Genomic DNA, 17,119 nt, shown 5'->3' with positions numbered 1-17,119 from the left:
GCACGCCGCGCCGGCTCGCGGAGGCGTGGAGAAGGAGCGCGGCGTGAGCGACCTGGACGCGTTGTACCGGCACCTGGAGTCGATGGGGCGCACGGTCACCCTCGCCGCGGACGACTCCGCACTGCCCGTGCCGCTGGCCGAGTTCCTGCGCACGATGCCGAACGGCGTCCTGGAGCTGGTTCCGGGCGACGACGGGATCAGCCTGTCCGGGCAGGTGCTCACCGTCTCCGGCGACACCTCGGCGTCCTGGCCGATCGAGGGTCTCGGCCCGGAGGGCGCCGGCCCGGTGCGCCTGACCCACGCCTCGGTCACCCTGACCGGCACGACCGGCCCTGCCGCCCCTGGCAGCACTGCCGGCCCTACGGCGTCCGGCGCGGCATCCGGCGTCCTGGACCTCGACGGGCCGGTCGCGGTGACGCTGGTGTCGACCCGGGAGCAGTCCGCCGCCGGCACCGTGGCGGCCTGGCGGCTCGGCGTGCCCGCGACGACACGGCTACCGCTGTCCACGTTGCTGGCCCTCGGCGTCGGTGGGAGCGGTCGGGCCGCGGTCCTGCCGATCCCGCCGGAGACGCTGGTCGGCACGGCCTCGGTCGAGCCCTCGCAGCTGCACCTGGTCTTCTACCCGGGCCGGGCACACCGGCCACGACTGGTGTTCACCGCGAGCCTGCCCGACGCCCGGTGGACGGTCGTACCCTCGGTCCTGGCGTTCGACGACGTCACCGTCCGGGGCGACGTCGGCCCGGCCCAGTACCAGATCATGCTCAGCAGCCTCGTCACGATCGGGGACCTGCCGGTCGAGGTCGCCATCGGGGTGACCCCGGGCCGGCGGTGGACCGCTTCGCTGCGGCCGTCCGGGACGACGGCCTTCCCCGGCCTGGCCGCACTGGCCGGATGGCTCGGTGGTGCGCAACGCGGCGCGGCGGCGGCCGTCGAACTGGCCTCGCTGCGCGGCGACGGACCGGGACTGGGCGTCGGCGGGCTGGACGCGGCGATCCGCAAGGTCACCATGACGTTCGACGCCGGGACCGGGCAGCTACCGTCGGTGCAGGTCGTCAGCCTGCTGACCCTCGGCGTGCTGCGGTTGGACGTCGCGGCAAGCCTGCCGGACCTGGAGATAACGGGGCAGCTGTACGAACAGACGCCGGTCGGGGTGGCCGAGCTGCTCGATTCGCTCGGGCTGCCCTCGGCGGACCTGCCGCGGGCGCTGACCGTCAGCGAAGCCTTCTTCCTGGCCCGGCCCCGGGCCGGGCGGTACGCGGTCGACCTCACGCTGAGCGACGTGTGGCAGATTGGCCCCGTCGCGCTGCGCCGGGTCTCGGTCGGCGTCGCCTACCAGTCGTCGTCGGGCCTGTCCGGGTACGTCGAGGCGGTGCTGAGCTTCGGGCCGTCGATCAACGTGCTGTTGGAGGCCGGGTACGAGGGGGCGGCGGAAGGCTGGCGGTTCGCCGGGTCGACCGGCGCCGGGGACATCCTCCCGGTCGGCGACCTCCTCGGCTCCCTCGCCGCCGACTTCGGCATCACCGAGGTGCCCGACGTGCTGCGCCACCTCGCCCTCGTCGAGGTGGCGGCGAGTGTGACGACCGGCACCGGCGCCTTCACGTTCTCCTGCACCGGCGCCTTCACCGTGGCCGGCGCCCCGGCGCTACTGCGCGTCGACGTCGCGCTCGACCCGGTGCCGGCGGGCCAGCCGAGCGGGGCGGAACCACCGGACCCGGCGACCACGGTCGGCACCGCCGGATTCACGGCCCGGTACGGCGCGACCCTGACGATCGGCCGGATGGCCTGCGCGGTGACACTCGACCTGCGCGACGGCCGGAGCGGCACGAGCATCGACGCGCACTGGACGGCCGACCCGCAGCAGCCCCCGTTGTCCCTCACCGACGTGGCGGCGGGCCTCGACCTGCCGGTGCCGGAGCTTCCGCCCGGGCTCGACCTGACGCTGACCGCCGCGGACCTGACCTACGACCCGACCTCCCGGCAGCTGATGATCGGCGCCCGGTCGGCGGCCCACGGCGCAGCGGTCTTCGTGGCGCTGCCCGCCGCACCGGGTGCCGACGGGTCGACGCGGTATCTGGCCACGGTGTCCGTCGGGGATCCGATCGGGCTGTCCGACCTGCCGCTGATCGGTGCCGCCCTCGGGGGTGCCGAGACCTGCGCGGTCGAGCAGCTCCAGGTGATCGTGTCGGACGCCCGGATTCTCCCGCAGACCGTGGTCGAGGCGAACGGGCTCATCGGGGAGGGCTATCCGAGGTTCCCGGAGCAGGGCACGGCGGCGGCCCTCGCCTTCTCCGCCGTGCTGCGCTTCGGCGCGCAGCGCATCCCGATCGCCCTCGGCGCCGGCCGGGCCGCCGGACCCGGCACCCCCACGGAACCGGCGACCACGCCGGTCGGTTCCACCGTCGGCCCGTCTTCCGGGCAGGGTGGCGTGGTCGCCGCCGCGCCGACCGACGCGGACGGCACCGTATGGTTAACCGTGCAGAAGGCCTTCGGGCCGGTCACCATCGCCCGGGTCGGCGCCCGCTACCGCGACGCGGCCCTCTGGTTCGTCCTGGACGGCTCGCTGGAGGCCGACGGCCTCTCCCTGGCCCTGCAGGGCGCCTCGATCGGGGTGCCGGTGGCCGGCTTCGTGCCGCGGTTCGACGTGCGCGGCCTGGCACTGTCCTACGTGAACGCGCCGCTGGCGATCCTCGGCGGGTTCACCTCCGTCCCGCCGACGGGCGGCGCCACGTTCCGGTACGACGGCGGCGCCGCGGTCTCGATGCCGTCCTGGGGCGCGCTGGCCTACGGCTCGTACACCGAGGTCGACGGCGAACCGTCGATGTTCCTGTTCCTGCGGGCCGCCGGAACGTTCGGGGGTCCGCCCGCGTTCTCGGTCACCGCGCTGGCGGCGGGCTTCGGCTACAACTCCACGATCCGACTGCCCACGGTCACCGAGGTGGCCGGCTTCCCGCTGGTCGCCGGGCTCGGCGCGCAGGACGCGGACAGCTCACCGGCGCAGGCGCTGGCCGCCCTCACCGGCGGGCCGCAGCCCTGGCTCAGCCCTGCGCCGGGGCAGACCTGGCTGGCCGCCGGGGTGCGCTTCCACACGTACCGGCAGTTCGACACCACCGCCCTGCTGGCCGTCGAGGTCGGCAACGCGCTGACGGTCCTGCTGCTCGGCGTCACCACGGCCCGCTTTCCGTCGACCGGGGCGGCCCGCCCGTACGCGCAGCTGCAGCTCGAGCTCCGTAGTGTGCTGCGGCCCGGCGACGGGATCCTGGCGCTGTCCGCGGTGCTGACCCGCAACTCTTACCTGCTCGACCCGGCCTGCGTCCTCACCGGCGGCTTCGCGTTCTACGCCTGGTTCGGTGAGCACCGCAACGCCGGCGACTTCGCGGTCACCATCGGCGGCTACCACCCCGCGTTCGACGCGCCGGAGCACTACCCGGTCGTACCACGGGTCGGCTTCACCTGGTCGCTGGACGCGGCGGTACGCATCTCCGGCACCGCCTACTTCGCGCTGACCCCGTCGGCGATCATGGCCGGCGGGACGCTGGACGTGCGCTACCACGACGGCAGCCTGACCGCCTGGTTCACGGCCCAGGCCGATCTGCTGGTCGCGTGGGCGCCGTTCCGGTTCCGGACCCGGATCGGGGTCAGCGTCGGGATCGAGTACACGGCGAACCTGCTGTTCACGGCGAAGACCCTGCACCTGGAGGCGGGCGCGGAGCTGGAGCTGTGGGGTCCGCCGACCGGCGGGACGGTCACCGTCCGGCTGTGGGTCGTCACCTTCACGGTGGCCTTCGGCGCGACGGCTGACACCGCCGGTCCGGCGGTGACCCGGCTGGACTGGGCCGGCTTCCAGGAACTGCTGCCGGCCGCCACGGCGAGTACGACCTTCACCGCGGCGGCCGGACTGGCCGCGCCCCAGACCGGCCGGGCTGGCTCGACCGGCTCGGCTGGCTCGACTGACTCAGCCGGGCCGGAGCCCTGGCCGGTGCGCGCCGACGGCTTCGCCGTGACGCTGCGCAACGCGGTGCCGGTCAGCCGGGTGCTGCTCGGCTCCACGACGCAGACCGCGGCCGTGTCCGGGCCGCCGGTGGACGTCAGGCCCCTGGGCCGCACCGGCCTGACGGTGCAACAGCGGGTGACGCTACGGCGCTCGGCCGGCGGCCCGGCCGGCGAGATCGACCTGACCGCGACCGGCTGGCACGCCGTCGGCGTCACCTCGGACGTTCCCACGGCGCTGTGGGGCGTCGGCGACGGTTCGACACTCGACCCCGGCGGCGCGCAGTTGGTCCCTGACCGGCTGACCGGCCTGACCCTCACCGCGCCGCCTGCGGTCGCGGGGTGGACCGGCGGTCCGGTCGACGCGGCCGGCACCCTCGGCGTCGCGCGGATCACGGCCGACGACGCGCTGCCGCTGACCGCCGCCGCCGAGCCGGTCGGCGCGGTGGCGACGCACGCCGGCGCGGTCGGCGCGATCGCGGCGCAGATCGCCGGCCCGGCCGCGAAGGCGGCGCGCGCCGCGCTGTTCGCCGCGCTCGGCGTCCTCGGCGCCGCGCCATCGGCCGACGGCCCGGTCGACGCCTTCGCGGCGGACGCCGGGACGCTGTTCACCGATGAGCCGATGCTGACCGGGACCGCGCCCTGAACGGGCCGGCACGGCGACCCAGCGTGAGAGAGGAACGTCGATGAGCGAGCCGCTGCCGCCGGGCTCCGTGCAGTTCTACGACGGGTACTGTCCGGGCCTGGACGCGGGGACCTACGAGCTGTCCGCCGTGCAGAGCGTCGACGGCGTGGACACCGGAGCGTACTTCGGGCCGCGCACCCAGACGTTCACCGTCGACGCCCCGCGCTTCGTGCTCGACGCCGGCGACGTCGGCGAGGTGTACCCACCGGCGAACAGCTCCGGCGACTTCGGCGCCACCCTGCCCTCGATCGTCCTCAACCGGCGCACCCTGCCCTGGGAACGGCACCTCGGCACCGACCCGGGCGACGGTGCCGAGCCCTGGCTGGCGCTGCTGGTGCTGCGCGCCGACGAGTTGCCGCCCGGCCCGGCGCTGCACACGGGGACCGTCGCGCAGTTCCTGGACGCCTCCGACCCCCACGAACGTCCGCCGGCCATCGCCGCCGACACGCTGTCGGCACAGGTCCTCGCGACGGAGATGACCAGCCTGAGCCTGCACCGGCGGCTGTTCGACGCCATCGCACCGGCCGCCGGTGAGGCGCGGCTGCTGGCACACGTGCGGCGCACGGACACCGCGTCCCGCGCCGCCGGACAGGCGGACCGGGACGGCTGGCACGCCGTCGTCGTCGCCAACCGCCGGCCCACCCCGCCACCCGGCAGCGGCGGCACCGGTTCGACCCACCTCGCCTGCCTGGTCTCGCTCGAAGGCCTCGCCGTCGACCTGCCGGGTGGTGGCGGCACCCCGGCGGACGGTGGGGACGTCCGGCTGCGGCTGGCGGTGCTCGCGTCGTGGTCGTTCACCTCGAACCCGGCCGGCGGCGGTGACATCGGCCGACTGCTGGCCGGTCTGGCCCCCGCCGCGTCCGCCGGGCCCGAGGCGCTCCTGCCGCGGATCCCGGTGCCGCCGTCCGCACCGCCGTCCGCGGCGCTGACCCGGCTTCGGCAGGGCTTCGCGGCGCTGGACTACCGGCTGCCCACCGGCGAGCGGACCTTCGCCTGGTACCGGGGGCCGTTCACGCCGTACCCGGCACAGCCGCTGCCCGGCCCGACCGACGGCACCCCGCACTACGCGACCGCCTCCGAGGTGACCGTCTACGCGCAGTCCGACGGCGTCTTCGACGTCTCCTACGCGGTGGCGTTCGAGGCCGGCCGGCTCGCGGCGCTGGCCGACCGTGGCTTCGCCGTGGCGATGGTCAACGCCCGCCGTTCGGCGTTCCAGATCGTGACCAAGCTCCAGTCCCGGGCGGGCTCGCCGCTGTTCGCCAACCTCAGGCCGGCGCGGCCGGTGCCGCCGGCTCCCACGCCGCCACCCGGTCCGGAGGTGAGCGCCGCCGACCTGCTCGCCGTCCGCAGCCGCGACGTGTTCGGGGAACTGCTGGCCGGTGGCATGGGCGACCAGCTGACCTCGGCATTCACCGGCCCACCGGCGCCGCCGAGTCCATCCGCGCCGCCGAGTCCACCCGCGCCGCCGAGTCCACCGGCGCCGCCGAGCCCGTCCGCGCCGCCGAGCCCGATGGCGGTGTCGCCGGGCACCGCCGCCGCAGCGGTCATCGCGGGTCTGCTGCCACCACCGTCGGCGCTGTACCTCGGCGGTGGTGGCTTCGACGAGGGCGTCGACGCGGCATACCTGTCTTCGGTCGAGCAGGTCGAGCAGGTCGAGCCTGCCGGGCCGGTCGAGCAGGCCGAGCCGCCGGTCCCGCCGCGACCGTCCGACCCGGACCTGCCGACCGGCTTCGTCCCCGGCCGACCCGGCTGGCCCGGCCGGGACGGGCTCGACCCGGTCGAGCAGCTGCGGTACCTGCTCTCCCGCACCGACGTCCAGGACCTGCTCGCCGACCACGCGCGCGGCCCGGCCGCCGACCCGGCCACCGGCTGGCTGGCCGAACTGGCGCTGCTGCACCAGGTCCCGTTCCGGCACCTGATCCCGGACGAGCGCATGCTGCCGGTCGAGTCGATACGGTTCTTCTACCTCGACAGCGGCTGGATCGCGGCCCTGATCGACGGTGCGCTGAGCATCGGCGTCGAAGGCAGCCGCGACCTGGAGCTGCACCAGGCGATGAGCCGGCCGCTGGTCGAGGTCGTCGCGGCGAAGGTGGGTGCGGTACGCGCGGACCGCCGGAACCGGCCGGACCTGGCGGTACCCACCGGCGGGGTCGAGGCCGCCGGGACCGGTGCCTCCACGGCGGCCGGCCTGGCCACCCCGCCCACGCCCGCCACCCCGCCCACGCCTCCCAACCCACCCCCGCCGCCCACACCGCAGGGGCCGCCCGGCTCCGGGGGCCTGCCGGACATCCCCGGCAGGCCGGACCGTCCCGACCCCGGCCCCGACGCCATCCCCCTGTCGCAGCAGCGCACGGGACTGCTGCTGCGCTCGGCCGTGGTCGCCGGCTGGCCCGGCCTGGCCGTCGAGGCCAGCGCCGGCGGCCGGCCGGTGCCGCTGCTGCGGCTGGACCGGCTCTCCGACACCGTGCTGCTGGCGCTCTTCGACAGCGTGCCGGACACGGTGACGCTGACCGAACCCTGGCACGGCCTGCACTTCGGCTTCGACGGTGGCGGTGGCGACGACGGTGGCAACGACGACGGTGGCGGTGGCGGGCTGGTGCTGCGCCGGCCCGACGGCACCCAGCTGAACGCCCGGTTCCCGGCCGCCGGTCAGCCCGGCCTGCACGCCGCCTTCACCCGCCCGGGTGATCCGTCGGTCCTGCGGGTGCGGGACCTCGCTGACGCCCTGCAGGCGCGGCTGGGGGAGTTGCTACCCGGCACCGCGGTACCGATGGGTTCCGCTCTGTTCGCCACCGAACTCCTCGCGTCGGCGCATCAGCTCACCTTCCACCACACCGCCCCAGTGCCGAGAGAGACGTGAGCCCGGTGGACACTACCCTGCTGGTCCCGATCCAGCTCCAAGCCCTCCAGGTCAACCCGGGTGTGCGCGCTCAGGGCTTCCGGCGGTGGCGGATGGACTACACCCGGCTGCCCGGCTTCGGCTCGCCCGAACCCGACGCGTTCGCCGAGCCCCGGCTGGACTGGGCCGGTGACGCCGACAGCGACGGCGTACACCTGCAGTGGGTCCTGCCCGCCGCGATGCGCTCCGGGCACCACGACGCGGCGGAGGGCACGACGGCGTATCCGCTGGCGCCGAACCGCTGGCTGGTCGTCCGCAGCGCGACGCAGGGGGATCGGGCGCCCGGCGACCGGGTCCGGAGCCGGGGGTGGGTCGTCGAGAGCGACCACCTCGGTCCGGACGGAGCCTCGCCGTACCTCGACCCGACGGCCCGGACGCCGACGCCGACCCGGATCGGCCGGGTGCTGCCGCTGGCCGGCTGGCGCGAGCCGGCCGAGCGTCCGGCGCCGTTCCTGACCGCGGTCGCACCCGGCAACATCACGTTCGCCGCCTATCAGCCGCACGCCGTCGGGGTGTTCTCGCTGCACGACCCGGCGGACGACGTCGAGGACGGTTCCACACTGTCCTATGTGGTCGTCGGCTGGTACGCCGACCCCGCGTCGGACGTACTGGCCCCGGCCTGCCAGCCCGCCGGCCTCGCCGCCCGGCTGGCCGAGCTGGGCTGGTCCGCCGGCCCGGACCCGGCCGGACGCGTCGCCGACAGGACCGTCTGCCACGGCGCGATCCGCGCCCTGGCCTACTCGCGGACGTTCACCGCGCCGCGCCCGGCCCCGGCCGCGATGGCCGTCGGCAACACCTCCGTCGACGCCGTGTCGGCGCTCATCCGCGACCGGGCCGCCCGGCAGCCCGACGCCGGACTCGACCCGGACCTGCTCGAAGCCTTCCAGTACGACCTGCTGCACACCCTCGACGATCCGGACGGCCCGGCGCTGCTCGCCACCCGCATCCACGACGCCTGGTTCACGGCGCGCCCCGGCGGATCGGTGTGGCAGGTGGTCGCGGCGCAGCCCGACGGTGACGGGCCGCCGGCCGAGCCGGGCATCGCCGACCCGGACTGGCTCGCCGAGCTGAACCGGGCGCAGGCCCGCCACGATCTCGCCGCCCGCCGGCTGGCCGCACTGCAACGCGAGCTGTACGAGCTGTGGTGGAAGCGCGGCCGGTGCAACGCCCTGGACTACCGTCCCGAGGGCCTGACCGACGACCGGTTCGCCGCGGAGCTCGACCCGGGCCGGCCGGAGAGCCTGGCCGGCCGCGTCGCGGCGCTGCGCCGGGAGGTCGAACGGGCCCAGGCGGACGTGCCGTGGGGCAGCTCGCAGCAGGAGCTGGCGGCCGCGACGGACGCCTACACCGCGCGGCACCCACTGCCCCCGCGCACCGTGCTCAAGCGCGCCGACCTGCCGTCGTTCCGCAGCGCGGCCGACCCGGTGGTGGTGATCGCGGGTGTGCGGGCGGGCACGTTCGACGAGAACCTCGGCACCGGCGCGGACGGGCTGCTGCCGTGCCGCTTCGCCGATCAGTTGGTCACCGCGCTGACCCTGCCGCTGGCCGGGCTGGTCGGACCGGACGGCCGGCTGCCGGACGGCTCGGTGCCCGGCCCGACCCCGCCGCCCGGAGTGCGGATCCCGGTGCACGCGGGCGACGTCGCGGACGCGCCGGGGATCGTGCCCCTCACCGACCAGCACGGCGGGGTTCCGGTGGCAGCGGTGTTCGTCGCCCTTCAGACGGAGGCGTACCTCCTCGACCCGGCCCACGCCGCCGAGGTCGCCGCCATCGCCGCCGAGCGGGTGGGGCTGCCGTGGGCGACGGCCGAGCTGACCACCACCGCCGAGCAGTTCATGGCGGCCGGCTCCGGGGTGACCGGGACACTGCCGGCGATCCTGCCGCAGCGCTGGACGCAGCCCTGGGCGCCGCTGTTCCTGGAATGGCAGACGACCTACTACCCACTGCCGCTGGACACCCTGTGGACCTTCGACGGGACCTCGTACGACGCGAGCTGGCGCACCACCGGGACGTACCCCGGACCGCGACCCGGGCAGCTTCCCGGGCACCCGTTCAGCATCAGCGGCCGCAGTCTGCTGACGCCGCAGCCCTCGGCCACCTTCAAAGCCCGCCTGGACACCTACCTGACCACGCTGCCGGAGCCCACGCGGACCGCACTGTCGTCCTTCGCCGCCTCCGTCGACGCGTGGGACCTGCTGTCCCAGGCCCTGAGCGGCTTCAACGAGCAGTTGGCGCTGCGTGATCCGGCGAGCCTGCGTACCCCGGACGCCGCCGACGTCGACCCGGCGACCGGCCTGAGCATCGCCGAGCTGGTCGGTGGCGGCGGTGTCGCGATGCCGATGGTTGACGGGCCGGTGACCTACGGCCCGCCCGAGCCCGGCGGGTTCCAGGCCCTGCGCGCCGGCCAGTTCGCCTTCACGCAGGTCAGGGTGGTCGACAGGTTCGGGCAGAGCATCGACGTGTACGACATCGGTCGCGCCGACGCGCTCACCCCGACCATCGCGAAGGGGCTGGTGCCACAGCAGCCGATCGACACCGGGGTGGCGACCTTCATCCAGCTGCCGCCGCGGCTGCTGGAGCCGGCGCGGCTCGACGTCGGCTTCGCACCTGGCGGACCGGGCCGACCGAGCCGACCGGGCGGGGACGCCCCGGCCGCCGCCGACGTGGTGTGCGCCTGGATCGTGCCCAGCCCGCTCGACGAGGCCCTCGCCTGCTACGCCCCGGACGGCACCGCCCTGGGGGAGCTGACCGAGACGGCCGGCCTGACCGGGCCGCAGATCTCGTGGCTGCCCACCCCGGGCTCGGCCTGCCCCACCCTCGACCTGCTGACCGGGGACTTCCCGGTGCTGGCCGGGTTCCTGCGCGGGCTGACCGTCGCCGGCCCGGCGGCCTTCGCCGACCTGCTGCGCACCGTCGACGCCACGCTGTGGACCATCGACCCGCCCGGCGGCGGCGACGAGACCTATCTGGCGGCCCTGGCCGGCCGCCCGCTCGCCCTGGTCTGTGCCACGCTGCACGGCAGGTCGGCCCGGCCGCCGCGCACCGACCCGCGGTGGCCGTACACCTTCGACCCGGTCCCGTCGCCGGTGCCGGCCCACGCCTTCGGCGTGCGGGTCGGCGACGCCGCGCTGCGCGGCGACGGACTGATCGGCTACCTTTCCGTCCCGGACGGCGGGCACTTCCAGGCGGCCTACCGGCCGGCCGGCCTGATCACCGACTACGTCCGGCCGATCGGCCCGGACTCGTTCCCGGCGGTCAGGTTCGACGACGCGTCACGCACCGACCTCATCGTGCTGATGGACCCCCGGCTCCCCGTCCACCTGGTCACCGACATCCTGCCGGTGACGACCCTGACCCTGCCGCAACGCATGGTCGCCGACGCGATGGCGGCGATGGCGCTGACCGTCCGCTTCGGCCCGCTGCTGACCGACCTGCAACCCTCGGCGGCGGGGTCCGCGATCGTGCTCGCCCGCCCTCCGCAGGTCGACGGCACCTGGTCCTGGGCCGAACGGGACGGTGCCGGCGTCACCACCTTCGACATCGCCCCGGCCGACGGCGCCGCCCGCTTCCCCGGCACCCCGCCGACCGTACGCAGCGGCTGGCTGCGGCTGCACGGCGGCGTACGGCCGGGCGGGGAACCTGTGCGTTGACCTCTCGACCAGGCGGCGGCGGGTCCGGTCAGCGCCGGGTCGACCGGTGGCGGACGCGGTAAGCGGCGGCGCCTACGGCCAGCACCGCAGCGCCGGCCAGCACCGAGTGCGGCGGCAGGGCGAAGGCCAGCGCCAGGCAGCCGGCCAGGCCGACGACCGGAACGACCCGTGGCGGGCGACCCTCGGTGGCCGGCAACGTCCAGGCGCTGGCGTTGGCGATCGCGTAGTAGACCAGCACCGCGAAGGACGAGAACCCGATCGCCGTACGCACGTCGGCGGTGGCGGCGACCGTGGCGACCACCGCACCGACGGCCAGTTCGGCCCGGTGCGGCACCTGGAACCGCGGGTGCACGGCAGCCAGAGCGTGGGGCAGGTGCCGGTCCCGGGCCATCGCCAGGGTCGTGCGCGACACCCCGAGGATCAGGGCGAGCAGCGAACCCAGCGCCGCGACGGCCGCACCGACCCGTACCACCGGGACGAGTTCGGGCCAGCCGGCGGCGCGTACCGCGTCCGCCAGTGGTGCGGCCAAGCCGGCGAGCCGGTCGCCGAGCACCGCCAGCACCGCGACCGCCACGAGCGTGTACACGACCAGGGTGATACCCAGGGCCAGGGGCACCGCCCGGGGGATGGTACGGGCCGGGTCTCGGACCTCCTCACCGAGGGTGGCGATCCTGGCGAAGCCGGCGAAGGCGAAGAACAGCAACCCGGCCGCCTGCAGCACGCCGAAGACGGTGACGTCACCGCCGGCCGACAGTCGGCCGAGGTCGGCGGACGGTGCGCCCAGGCAGGCCACGACGACGCCGGCCAGGACCGCCAGGACGACCGCGACGACCGCCCGGGTCAGCCACGCCGACTTCTGCACCCCGACGTAGTTGACCGCGGTCAGCGCCACCACCGCGGCCACCGCGACGGCGTGTGCCTGCTGCGGCCAGGCGTACATCCCGACGGTGAGTGCCATCGCCGCGCAGGAGGCGGTCTTGCCGACCACGAATCCCCAGCCGGCCAGGTAGCCCCAGAACGCGCCCAGCCGCTCCCGGCCGTAGACGTAGGTGCCGCCGGACGTCGGATACCGGGCGGCCAGCCGCGCCGAGGACGTGGCGTTGCAGTAGGCCACCACCGCCGCCACGGCCATGCCCAGCAGCAGCCCCGAACCGGCAGCCGCGGCGGCGGGCGCCAGGGCCGCGAAGATGCCCGCACCGATCATCGACCCGAGGCCGATGATCACGGCGTCGAACACCCCCAGCCGCCTCGCCAACCGGCCCTGCGCCGCTGTGGATGTCGCGCTCACGATCCGCCTCCTGATGAGCCCGGCAGCGTTACGCCTGCCGATACTGCCTGACGATACGGCAGTGGGAGGTAAATCCATCAAGTGGGCTTGATCTAATCTGGTTTGATGTATCTTCCTGGTCATGGGGCCACCGAGTCACACCGCGCCGCCGTTCGTCCGGCTGGCCGCACACCCGCTGCGCTGGCAACTACTGACCGCACTCGCCCGCAGCGACCTACGGGTCCGTGAACTGGTCAGCCTCCTGGGCCAGCCGCAGAACCTGGTCTCGTACCATCTGCGGCTGCTGCGCGACGGTGGCCTGGTCACCTCCACCCGCAGCAGCTTCGACGGCCGCGACAGCTACTACCACCTGGACCTCGACAGCTGCATCCACGCGTTGGCGGGCACCGGCCTCGCTCTGCACCCGGCGCTGCGGCTGGACGGCACCACACCGGCAGCGCCGCTCCACCCGCGGCCGCGGCGCACCGTGCTGTTCGTCTGCACGGGCAACAGCGCCCGTTCTCCCATCGCCGAAGCCCACCTGCGCCGCCACACCGTCGGCCACGTCCAGGTCACCAGCGCGGGAAGCCGCCCCCGACCGCAACTGCACCCCTATGCCGTGCGGGTGCTGCACGACCGCTTCGGCGTCGACGTCACCGACCAGCGCCCGCGCCACCTGGACACGCTGACCGGCCGCCGCTTCGACTACGTCATCACCCTCTGCGACAAGGCCCGGGAAGTCTGCCCCGACCTCGGCAGCCCGGCCGGCCGGCTGCACTGGAGCATCCCCGACCCCGCCACGACCGGCACCCGCGAGGACTACCCCGCCTTCCTGCGGATCGCCGCCGACATCGACACCCGCGTGCGGCATCTGCTGCCCGTCCTCGCCACCGAACCTCAGGAGACCAGGCCGTGACCACACCCGAGCAGTACGCGAGCGTCCGCTACCTCGTCGACGATGTCCAAGCCACCGTCGACTTCTACACCACCCACCTCGGTTTCCACCTCAGGACCAGCGCCGCTCCCGCCTTCGCCGACGTCGTCCGCGGCCCGCTACGACTGCTGCTGTCCGGACCGGCCAGCTCCGGCGCCCGCGCCACCCCGCACGACGCCACCAGCCCCGGCCGCAACCGCGTCCACCTCGTCGTCGACGACCTCGACACCGAGATCGACCGACTCCGGGCCGCCGGCCTGGCGTTCTGCAGCGAACCGGTCTCCGGACCCGGCGGCAGACAGATCCTGCTCGCCGACCCCGCCGGCAACCTCATCGAACTGTTCCAACCCGCTCGCGACGCCGCCTCTGCCACCACCTGAACCCCGTCGCGCCCGTACCCCGCGAGGTCGACGTTCCCCGGCGCGGACTCCGGCTCCGTCCGCCACTGCACCACCGCCCTGTGCGCGGCCTTCGGCGGTGATCGGCCTCCCGCAGCGGCTACTCGCTGTCGTCCCGAAGCCGGTGAGCCGCAGCGAGGTTGCTCCGTGAGATCAGTGTGCTCGGGTGTTCGTCACCCAGCACCCGCTCGTACGCGCTGAGGGTGGCCTCGTACAGCGGGATCGCTTCCGCCAGTCGTCCGGCTGCCTGATAGGCGTAGGCGAGGTTGTTTCGTGAGATCAGTGTGCGCGGGTGTTCGTCACCCAGCACCCGCTCGTACGCGCTGAGAGTGGCCTCGTACAGCGGGATCGCCTCAGTCAGTCGTGCGGCCGCCTGGTAGGCGGTGGCGAGGTTGTTTCGTGATATCAGGGTGTCCGGGTGTTCGTGGCCCAGGATCCGTTCCCGTGCGGTGAGGGTGGCCTCGTAGAGCGGCATGGCTTCAGTCAGTCGGTCGGCTGCCTGGTAGGCGTAGGCGAGGTTGTTTCGTGATATCAGGGTGTCCGGGTGTTCGTGGCCCAGCACCCGCTCTCGTGCGGTGAGGGTGGCCTCGTACAGCGGGATCGCCTCAGTCAGTCGTGCGGCCGCCTGGTAGGCGGTGGCGAGGTTGTTTCGTGATATCAGGGTGTCCGGGTGTTCGTGGCCCAGGATCCGTTCCCGTGCGGTGAGGGTGGCCTCGTAGAGCGGCATGGCTTCAGTCAGTCGGTCGGCTGCCTGGTAGGCGTAGGCGAGGTTGTTTCGTGATATCAGGGTGTCCGGGTGTTCGTGGCCCAGCACCCGCTCTCGTGCGGTGAGGGTGGCCTCGTACAGCGGGATCGCTTCAGTCGGTCGGCCGGCCGACTGGTAGGCGTGGGCAAGGTTGTTTCGTGATATCAGGGTGTCCGGGTGTTCGTGGCCCAGGATCCGTTCCCGTGCGGTGAGGGTGGCCTCGTACAGCGGGATCGCTTCAGTCGGTCGGCCGGCCGACTGGTAGGCGTAGGCGAGGTTGTTCCGTGACGTCAGCGTGTTCGGGTGCTCCTCGCCCAGTACCCGCTCGTACGCGGTGAGGGTGGCCTCGTACAGCGGGATCGCCTCGGTCAGTCGTCCCGCCGTGTCGTAGGCGGTGGCCAGGTTGTTCCGTGACATCAGGGTGTCCGGGTGTTCGTGGCCCAGGATCCGCTCTCGTGCGGTGAGGGTGGCTTCGTACAGCGGGATCGCCTCGGTCAGTCGTCCCGCCGCCCAGTAGGCGTAGGCCAGGTTGTTCCGTGACATCAGGGTGTCCAGGTGCTCGTCGCCCTGTACCCGTTCCTGCACGGTGAGGGTGGCCTCGTACAGCGGGATCGCTTCCGCCAGTCGGCCGGCTGCCTGATAGACGTAGGCGAGGTTGTTCCGTGACGTCAGCGTTTTCGGGTGCTCGTCACCCAGTCGTGCGGCGGCGGCGCTGACGACAGCTTCGCCATGGTCGATGGCTGCCGGGTACGACCCCTGGACGGCGTAGTGGTGCGTCACACCATTGTTGACATCGACCACCTGGGCACCCAGGTCTTCGCTCATCTCGGTGATCGCGTCGAGCGCCGCTCTCGCGTGCGGGGCGAGCACCTGCCATTCGTCCCAGTGGGCAGGATCAGTCAGATCCAACCGCGCTCTGGCGGCCACCACCAGGCCGGCTGCCGCCGTCGTCAGGGACGACCGCTGCCCCTCCCGCATGGCCCGCCACCGGCAGACCTCGGCCACCAGTGGGTGCACCGTCAGCCCGTCACCCGAACCGGCCAGCCCGGTGGGCGTCCCGTCGACGAGGCCGACCGCCCGCAGGCCCGCCAACCCGGCCGCCATCTCCGCGCGACCCTCGTCCCCGTCGGGGAGCAGCGCCGCCGTCGACAGTACGGCGGGGTCCAGCATCGACACCGGCACCACCGAGCCGGGCCCCAGGAACGACAACACGCGCAGCAGGGTGCGCGCCCGGGTCCGCCCCTGCCGCTGCAGGGCGTCCAGGGAGATCTCCCACGTGGACATGATGAGTCGACGCGGATCCTGTTCCCCCCACCCCGGCGCACCCTCGTCCACCACGCTCAACGACCGGTCGGTCAACAAGCGTAGGTAGCCCTCCAGCCCCACGGCGGCCATCCCGGAGCCCAGATACGAGCCGGCCAGGTGCACCGCCAACGGCAGCCGGTCCAACCGGTCCGCCACCGCCGTCGCCGCCTCGATCAGCTCCGGCTCGTCCGCCCGGCCCATCCGGTCGAGCAGCATCAACGCCGCCGCCCGCTGGTCCAGCCCGCCCAGCGGGAACCACCCGGCCCGCCGCCCCCACACCGTCCGATCGGCGACCCGGGTGGTCACCAGGACGACCCCGGAGCCGGCTGACCTGAGCCAACCGCTACCGCCCGCCACACTCGTGCCGCCCGGTGCCAACAGCTCCGGAGCGTCGGCGTTGTCGATGACCAGCAACCAGGGGCCGGACACCCGGTTCAGTCGACCCCACACCACCCCGGCCAACGCCAGGTCCGAGTCGGCGCTGGTGACCTCCTCGACCGACGCGCCCGCCTCGCGCGCCACGGCCGACATGCCGGCCACCAGCGTCGCCGCGTCCACCGCCGACACCCACCACACCCGCCAGCCGGACGCCTGGGCCTCGCGCGCCGCCGCCAGTGCCACGGTGGTCTTCCCGCGACCTCCCATCCCGACCAGGATCCGGACCTGCGGCGGGTAGGCGGCGGGCGGTGCCAGGAGATCGCTGACCACCCCGTCGCGACCCCTGACGACGGCCGGTAGCTCTCCCAGCGGCGCGTCCACCATTCCGGTGCCCCTGGGTGGGCCGGCCTCGGTCGCGGCCGGCCCGCCATCCACGGTGGACGGGGCCACGACGGGAGCGCCGGTGTCCCGCGCGTCCCGCTGGCGCTGCACCGCCACCACCATCATGCTCAGCGCCGCGAGGACGATCGTCAGGACCAGCACCGAGGGGAACGGATGGTCCTGGATCACGTGCAGGCCCCACGGCCACCGCCGCACGTCGCTGCTCGCCGCGTTGACCGCCAGCGCCACCCCGGTGGTCACGACCGCCACCAGGACCAGCACCAGGACGGACGACAGGGCCACCAACCACCGCGACCACGGCTGACCCCGAAACCTCACCGTCACACCCCGCCACGACCGGATCACCGAAGCCGACAGCCCATTGAACCGCACCACCGCAAAGGCGGCCCATCCGCCGCCGGGTCCGCTGCCATCCACCCGATGGCCCGCGATCAGCCCAGCCGTCCGCCGTCGACCGCCGGACGGTGAC

Annotated in this window: 7 protein-coding genes; 5 read left to right on the top strand and 2 right to left on the bottom strand. The window is 74.2% G+C overall.

What is annotated here, in order from left to right:
- The first annotated feature begins 43 nt into the window (after positions 1 to 43).
- Genes O7625_RS26055 through O7625_RS26045 form a run of 3 tightly spaced genes read left to right on the top strand, consistent with a single transcriptional unit; the run spans position 44 to position 11,221 of the window.
- Positions 44 to 4,633, top strand: coding sequence for a DUF6603 domain-containing protein (locus tag O7625_RS26055; RefSeq protein WP_282342367.1), 4,590 nt, complete (start codon positions 44 to 46; stop codon positions 4,631 to 4,633).
- 40 nt (positions 4,634 to 4,673) lie between these two features.
- Positions 4,674 to 7,532, top strand: coding sequence for a hypothetical protein (locus O7625_RS26050; RefSeq protein WP_282342366.1), 2,859 nt, complete (start codon positions 4,674 to 4,676; stop codon positions 7,530 to 7,532).
- A gap of 5 nt (positions 7,533 to 7,537) precedes the next feature.
- Positions 7,538 to 11,221: a hypothetical protein gene (locus O7625_RS26045; protein ID WP_282342365.1), complete on the top strand. Its 3,684-nt coding sequence runs from the start codon at positions 7,538 to 7,540 to the stop codon at positions 11,219 to 11,221.
- Between the two features lie 28 nt (positions 11,222 to 11,249).
- On the opposite strand, the gene O7625_RS26040 is transcribed toward O7625_RS26045, so the two are convergent.
- Positions 11,250 to 12,509, bottom strand: coding sequence for an APC family permease (locus O7625_RS26040; protein ID WP_282342363.1), 1,260 nt, complete (start codon positions 12,507 to 12,509; stop codon positions 11,250 to 11,252).
- Positions 12,510 to 12,630: 121 nt separating this feature from the next.
- Here O7625_RS26040 and O7625_RS26035 point away from each other — a divergent pair, with 121 nt between their 5' ends.
- Positions 12,631 to 13,404 (top strand): ArsR family transcriptional regulator, encoded by a 774-nt coding sequence (locus O7625_RS26035; RefSeq protein ID WP_282342362.1) that lies wholly within the window; start codon positions 12,631 to 12,633, stop codon positions 13,402 to 13,404.
- Entirely contained in the window at positions 13,401 to 13,802 is a 402-nt protein-coding gene (locus O7625_RS26030) for a VOC family protein (protein WP_282342361.1), read from the top strand. Before O7625_RS26035 ends, O7625_RS26030 begins: the two co-directional genes overlap by 4 nt.
- Before the next feature lie 118 nt (positions 13,803 to 13,920).
- Here O7625_RS26030 and O7625_RS26025 read toward each other — a convergent pair whose 3' ends face one another.
- Entirely contained in the window at positions 13,921 to 16,968 is a 3,048-nt protein-coding gene (locus O7625_RS26025; protein ID WP_282342360.1) for a tetratricopeptide repeat protein, read from the bottom strand.
- Positions 16,969 to 17,119: the final 151 nt, after the last annotated feature.

The sequence above is a fragment of the Micromonospora sp. WMMD714 genome, assembly GCF_029581315.1.
Taxonomy (GTDB): domain Bacteria; phylum Actinomycetota; class Actinomycetes; order Mycobacteriales; family Micromonosporaceae; genus Micromonospora; species Micromonospora rifamycinica.
The sequence above is the reverse complement of the archived record's forward strand: the minus strand, read 5'-3'. Positions and strand labels throughout refer to the sequence as shown.